At 48.2% G+C, this 5,358-nt stretch carries 9 protein-coding genes; all 9 read right to left on the minus strand.

The window, feature by feature from the left end; translation table 11 throughout:
* Nucleotides 1-249 (minus strand): DNA glycosylase AlkZ-like family protein (locus IQ260_RS27485; protein WP_193996263.1); only part of this gene is annotated, 249 nt, incomplete at its 3' end.
* Nucleotides 250-403: 154 nt separating this feature from the next.
* Nucleotides 404-949, minus strand: coding sequence for a dihydrofolate reductase family protein (locus tag IQ260_RS27490; protein ID WP_193996264.1), 546 nt, complete (start codon nt 947-949; stop codon nt 404-406).
* A gap of 63 nt (nt 950-1,012) precedes the next feature.
* Nucleotides 1,013-1,543, minus strand: a complete 531-nt coding sequence (locus tag IQ260_RS27495) for a GNAT family N-acetyltransferase (RefSeq protein ID WP_193996265.1) — start codon at nt 1,541-1,543, stop codon at nt 1,013-1,015.
* Between the two features lie 205 nt (nt 1,544-1,748).
* A complete protein-coding gene (locus IQ260_RS27500) occupies nt 1,749-2,435 on the minus strand; it encodes a class I SAM-dependent methyltransferase (protein ID WP_193996266.1) in 687 nt (228 codons plus the stop codon).
* 270 nt (nt 2,436-2,705) lie between these two features.
* Nucleotides 2,706-3,233: a P-loop NTPase family protein gene (locus IQ260_RS27505; protein ID WP_193996267.1), complete on the minus strand. Its 528-nt coding sequence runs from the start codon at nt 3,231-3,233 to the stop codon at nt 2,706-2,708.
* Nucleotides 3,234-3,252: 19 nt separating this feature from the next.
* Entirely contained in the window at nt 3,253-3,897 is a 645-nt protein-coding gene (locus tag IQ260_RS27510) for a class I SAM-dependent methyltransferase (RefSeq protein ID WP_193996268.1), read from the minus strand.
* Between the two features lie 47 nt (nt 3,898-3,944).
* On the minus strand, nt 3,945-4,367 hold the full coding sequence (locus tag IQ260_RS27515; protein ID WP_193996269.1) for a DUF6326 family protein: 423 nt from the start codon (nt 4,365-4,367) through the stop codon (nt 3,945-3,947).
* The gene (locus IQ260_RS27520) at nt 4,364-4,615 is read right to left on the minus strand and encodes a hypothetical protein (protein ID WP_228016485.1); all 252 of its coding nucleotides are present in this window, start codon (nt 4,613-4,615) and stop codon (nt 4,364-4,366) included. Before IQ260_RS27520 ends, IQ260_RS27515 begins: the two co-directional genes overlap by 4 nt.
* A 122-nt stretch (nt 4,616-4,737) precedes the next feature.
* Nucleotides 4,738-5,043 (minus strand): zinc-binding dehydrogenase, encoded by a 306-nt coding sequence (locus IQ260_RS31940; RefSeq protein ID WP_228016486.1) that lies wholly within the window; start codon nt 5,041-5,043, stop codon nt 4,738-4,740.
* Between the last annotated feature and the right edge of the window lie 315 nt (nt 5,044-5,358).

The following is a 5,358-nucleotide window of genomic DNA, read 5'->3' on the forward strand; positions in this document are numbered from 1 at the left end:
GTATTCAAAAACCTGTTTGTCGGCAAGCAGCTGATCGAGCTGGGAAGCTTGATAACGAGGATTGCGATTCCACAGGGTATGGTGATGGGCGCGCTGAACGACGGAGATGGTATCGATCTGGATATAGCCCAGGTGTTCAATCGCCGATAGCGTAGCCGTAATTGCACGGCCGGATTGATTCGGTGGCGGCACCCTCTGGGATAGCAGGACTAGTTTTCTAGCTTGTTGAATGGAAAGTGATTCTTTCATAGATCAGCAGTCTCCAGTGGACGCTCCGGCCCGTTGCGAGGCGAGAGAATCAAAATTGTGCCGATACGCAGAGATCGTATTCTTGCATGATGAACCGGGTTGAAAGCTGACATGAGCGAGCGGAGCGAGCCAATCTGACTTTTCCGGCTCTGGCTTATGCATCTGTGATGTCGCGGCTGCTCTTTATGACAATTTCGATCTGCCTGAATCCGTTCTTCTCTATGACGTTGCGTTCTGTAGCAATAATATCTTCTAGCTTGTGATCAGAAAAAAGAGGTATTCCTGATTCCAGTTTGATGGGCATCTCAGAAATGCTCACATGTGTAATCAGGCCCTTTGTCAAAAAGGAAGATGCCAGCCGCCCGCCACCCACTAGCCAGAGATGTTCAAGGCCTTGTGTGGTCGCCCCACTGATGACATCATCAATATCTGCAACAACGATCAGATTCGCACCATCTAGCGGTTGAAGATTACTCTGGGTACAGACCCATGTTGGTTTATCTTCGTATGGCCAAGAACCATAGTTGAAGACAAAGTCGTAAGTATTACGCCCCATTATGAGACCATCAATGCTGGCAAAAAACTCTTCCAAACCTGTTTCATTTTTATCAATATTCATTTCCTCTAGCCAAGAGACATCTCCGTTATCCTTTGCGATAAAACCATCGAGACTTGTGGCGGCAGCGTAGGTGATTTTCATTTTAGGACGATGACTGGGGTTTCCAACAGATCCAGAATAAGGCAGTCCGAGTGCACGTAAGTGTCAGGCCATCAAGGATTCGTTGACCTTGGCCACCATCACCAGATCCCGTTGCGGATCGCTACCGAATTGAAATATATGCTCACCCACAACTCTGAATCCATACTTGCCGTAGAAGGCTATTGCCCTAGGATTATGTTCCCAAACTCCAAGCCATATATGGTCCGCTCCAGCATCCGCTGCTGTAGATAGGATCTTAGACATGATTTTATGCGCCACACCTTGGCCATGCCACTCTTTTCCAACATACAACCGATGGAGTTCTGCAGGATGATCGGCAGAAACACATCCTTTGGGTGAGTGTAGCTGAACTTGTGCAAAGGCTACTAACTGGCCTGCCACCTCCGCTAAAATCGTGGCACAGTTGGGATTTAGAATCTCCTGCCGTTGAATCTCTGTACCGAAGTTCTTTGCACAATGGGACTCCATGTCGGAGAGATTGTTTTCCGTTGTAAAAGTCTCTCGGAAGGTGCGCTCGGCCAGATGAGCTAAGACCTCTGAGTCGTCTAGATGTGCTTGCCTAATACTGATCATAGGGATTGAGTTTTTCAATGCTGCAAATATTGCCGTTGCTGATTTAAGGGATGGACCGATCGGGTAATGGTGCAATTTATCCCAAATATTTTATACTAGCGGTGTGAGACCATTTTACAACTTCGGACAAGCCTCATAGATTCAAAGCGTCTGCAATCAGGGCCTCTTTGGCTGTGTCCTCAATGGCTTTTGAAGTACTTCATCTCTATTTTGGTTTAATACCGATCACCGCTATGCACATCCATTTCGACCAGCCAGTCCCATAGTCAAACGACCTCACCGCCTCAAGTCCTGCGGCTCGGAGGAACGAGTCCAGTTGGCTAGAGGTGTAACCTCGATGTTGCCATCGCAGGGACATGAACGCCTGACCCAGGCATTTGCGAGTCACTGATCCAATTAGAGGGGCACCCGGTTTTAGGACGCGGACCATCTCACGCAAGGTTTCTACGGGGTCGGCCATGTGCTCTAAAACATGGGCTGATATAACCGCATCGAAGGATTTATCGGCAAAGGGCAATTGGCTGATATCTCCCCATCTTAAATCGAGCGTTGTGCAGTGATTTTTTAGAATCTGTTGAGCCTGGGTCAACATGGGGTAAGAAATATCGACGCCGGAAACATTAGCTGGCTGATTGACACTATTTAGCAGTGCAAGACTGAAGGCTCCTGTGCCCACTCCACAGTCCAGAATGTGAGACGTGCGGCCAATATGACTTAGAAGGGAGCGTACCGCCTGATCTTTAAACAGCAGCTGATAATCATGTAGCTGACCAAGACGGGCTAAGTTTTCCTGCCATTGATTAGCGGATAGATCGTAGAGCGAGCGTAGTGTTGCGATGCTTGGAGCTGTTGTCCAGCGGTCTAATGTTGGGGGTGTTGTTTTTAACTGCATGGTCAAATCGACCCTCTTGTTACAGAGGGCTTTGAATGGTCGTTGTTACTAGGCGCAAAGATTCAATAAATTCACTTGAGCCGGGCTATTTCCATAGGAAACGCTGCGCGCACGACTCCGCTCAGCCCTCTATTAGTAACTTCTAGCAACTTTGAGGGAGATGGATTTTGTTAGTTTTCTGATCTCAGGCCAATCTATCGGTGGGGAATGATTGCAAAATCAGCCGAAATATTTGAAGGGGTGTCGGAACTGGGACTGTAGTTTTTGGCGTTATGCCTCGAATTCTGCTGCGATCGCTTGCCAAAACTGATCTAGCTCTTGGCGCGATCGCAAATGGTAAACCTGCTTGGTCGCCTTTGCTTTCTCTATGTACTCCCGATATCTTGGGGTCAGTTTGTCATGGCACAACCGGACAGTGGTGTAGGACTTCAGCGTCCCTTGTAACAGCGGGCTCCGCTCTGGCCAACCCGCAGGCGGTATCCAAACGCCTTGCAAGAATCGCTTCGTCACCCACCAGTAGTGCCGCAGTACGGGCATATCGAGATATACCAGAGTATCGGCCACTTCCAGTCGTTTCCATACAGTATCTATGGAGCCAAAACCATCTACAATCCACTGGTCTTGTTTCAGTAGCTCATCGTGAGCGGCTTTGAATTCGACATGGGGAACTTCGCCGCCACCAGGCTGGTACTGCAGCAAATCCAGCGGCACCCAGGGCAACCCTGTCATCTCAGCCAGTCGTTTGCTTAGGGTAGACTTGCCTCCCCCCGTATTACCAAATACAGCAACTTTTTTCATGGGTCTTCAATATCCAACTCTACTCAGCCTTCTTCGCCACGATGAACACGATTTTTGCGTTACCAATTGGCGAGGTGTAATCATCCGGTTGCCATTGGTAATCAATTGCAAACCCCGCATCAGTCAGACTTTTCTCTAAGTCTTGCATCGTAAAAACCTTGACTAACGGAAAAAGCCCCAAGAATTTACCAATGGGTGCAATCAGCTTGAACCAAGCCATTGTATCCCCCAGGCAGACTGTACTGGTGATGAAAAATCCGCCAGGTTGGAGCATGTTATGGACCTTGGTGATGACCGCTTCCTTATTGTCTAGTAGGTGTAAAACATTCAAGCCCAATACGGCATCGTAAGTTCTGTCGGGGACGCTCAGCTGGTCAATGCTTGCTTGCTCAAAGGTGACGTTTTGGATATTCTGGGCGGCGGCTTTCGCTTGGGCAATCTCAATCATGTCTGAGGAGAAATCAATGGCTCGGATATGCTGCACGTAAGGAGCATGGGCAATGGCCGTCGATCCAGTGCCGCAACCAAACTCCAGCACGTCCATACTGGGTCGAAAATACTCCCGCGTGACCTGTAGTTTCTTCTGGTAGGCGGCTTCATCCGCGATGGGTTGTCTGGAATAACCTGCGGCGACTTTGTTCCAAAATTTAGCTGAAGAGTTCATTGCATCCTCATTGTTTTAACTAAACGGTTCTTCATTTCTCGCATGCGCTATGCTTCCTGCCTGGTTGGGTAGGGAGCTGGATTTCGCCACCGCCAGGCCGACCAAATTATAAATAACAAAGCGGCGATCTTAAAGATCAGATGCAAGGTATCGTCCAGATCGGTGGTGCCATTGTTGATCTCAAACGCGAGGGTAATTAAAGCGGCAACGATATTAGCCCAGCGATTAGTGCCATAGGGCAATAGTCGAGAGAGGAGAACCATAGAAATCGGCACTGAAGCCACAAAACCACCGAAGAGCAACAGATTTTCTGTTATCTGCATGCCATTGAGTGTCCCGGTCATGACCTGTTCAATAAATCCAGGCTCAATAAATTCATGGATATCTCGAAATATCGTATTGAAGAGATAAAACATCCACAGGGTGGATAGCTTGGCTTTCATCGCCAGCATCTGCATCTGCACATTCATAGTTGTTCTCCTTTGGCTGAATTTTCTGTTTGTTTGGGTTGCACAGGCATGACAGAGACCAGCGGCAGCCCCAAATCACGTATCTTAATCAGCACGCCATAGAGTGCGGCCTGATCGGCTACCGGGCCAGACAGTAGCGTTTCACCATTGTCTTTGAGTGTGATCTCAAATCCCTCAAACCAATGGCTCCAATGGGGAGCAAGATGTCCCTTGACACAAATTTTGTACTGGGTGGGAGTCGCGATCACGTTGATCCTCTGCGCTAACAACTCAAAAATACAAACGGATGTGGGGAGCCGTTGTCCCCAGATGTGGGGATTAGATGTGGGGATTTATGGGTGAGTCCTGTGGGGATTAAACGCGATCCAGTTCAAGATTCATGGGCAATAACGACCTTTCCTTGATGCTGACCTGCACCAAAATACTGAATTAGCCTGGGAACATCACTCAGAGGATAGGGACCATCGATGGCCGGTTCTAGCTGACCCGCTGCCAACAGTTCGTTCACATAAGCCAGATCTTTATTAGGTTGTAGATTAACCAAACGCACGATCTTCTGGGTCAACCAGCGAATAATTGGCCCGAATAGTAGCACCTGGAACAGGGCGTTGCTGAAATAGAGGATGAATCCATTGTTAAAAGCCTTACACAGTCTGGATTGCTCAGAATTTTTCATCCCGCATTTCAGCAACGCCGACGCCGAGCGCGTAGTACTCCGATGTATCTTTCTCAGACTGATGAAAGGCTAACTCAGCACCACCCAATCCATAAACAACAAGACCGTTGGGATTTTCATGAACTACCTCAAATCCAAGCTGTGAATAAAATGACTTGATTTCTTCAAACTTCTTAGTGTAGCTCGTTAGAGGATGTATGAAAAGGGTTCCAAGGGGTAAAAAAGCTCACACAGTGTAGGCTGAAGTTTACATAAATCTCTAGCCCTGCGTGAGCCATGCCTAAAGCCTACACTAGCAGTCTCAGTCGTGCCCAA

Source organism: Leptolyngbya cf. ectocarpi LEGE 11479 (assembly GCF_015207065.1).
Classification (GTDB): domain Bacteria; phylum Cyanobacteriota; class Cyanobacteriia; order Phormidesmidales; family Phormidesmidaceae; genus Leptothoe; species Leptothoe ectocarpi.

Excerpts from the sequence above, each read along its gene's own strand:
- IQ260_RS27490 (WP_193996264.1), bottom strand. The coding sequence starts at position 949 with ATGAAAATCACCTACGCTGCCGCCACAAGTCTCGATGGTTTTATCGCA.
- IQ260_RS27495 (WP_193996265.1), bottom strand. The coding sequence starts at position 1,543 with ATGATCAGTATTAGGCAAGCACATCTAGACGACTCAGAGGTCTTAGCT.
- IQ260_RS27500 (WP_193996266.1), bottom strand. The coding sequence starts at position 2,435 with ATGCAGTTAAAAACAACACCCCCAACATTAGACCGCTGGACAACAGCT.
- IQ260_RS27505 (WP_193996267.1), bottom strand. The coding sequence starts at position 3,233 with ATGAAAAAAGTTGCTGTATTTGGTAATACGGGGGGAGGCAAGTCTACC.
- IQ260_RS27510 (WP_193996268.1), bottom strand. The coding sequence starts at position 3,897 with ATGAACTCTTCAGCTAAATTTTGGAACAAAGTCGCCGCAGGTTATTCC.
- IQ260_RS27515 (WP_193996269.1), bottom strand. The coding sequence starts at position 4,367 with ATGAATGTGCAGATGCAGATGCTGGCGATGAAAGCCAAGCTATCCACC.
- IQ260_RS31940 (WP_228016486.1), bottom strand. The coding sequence starts at position 5,043 with ATGAAAAATTCTGAGCAATCCAGACTGTGTAAGGCTTTTAACAATGGA.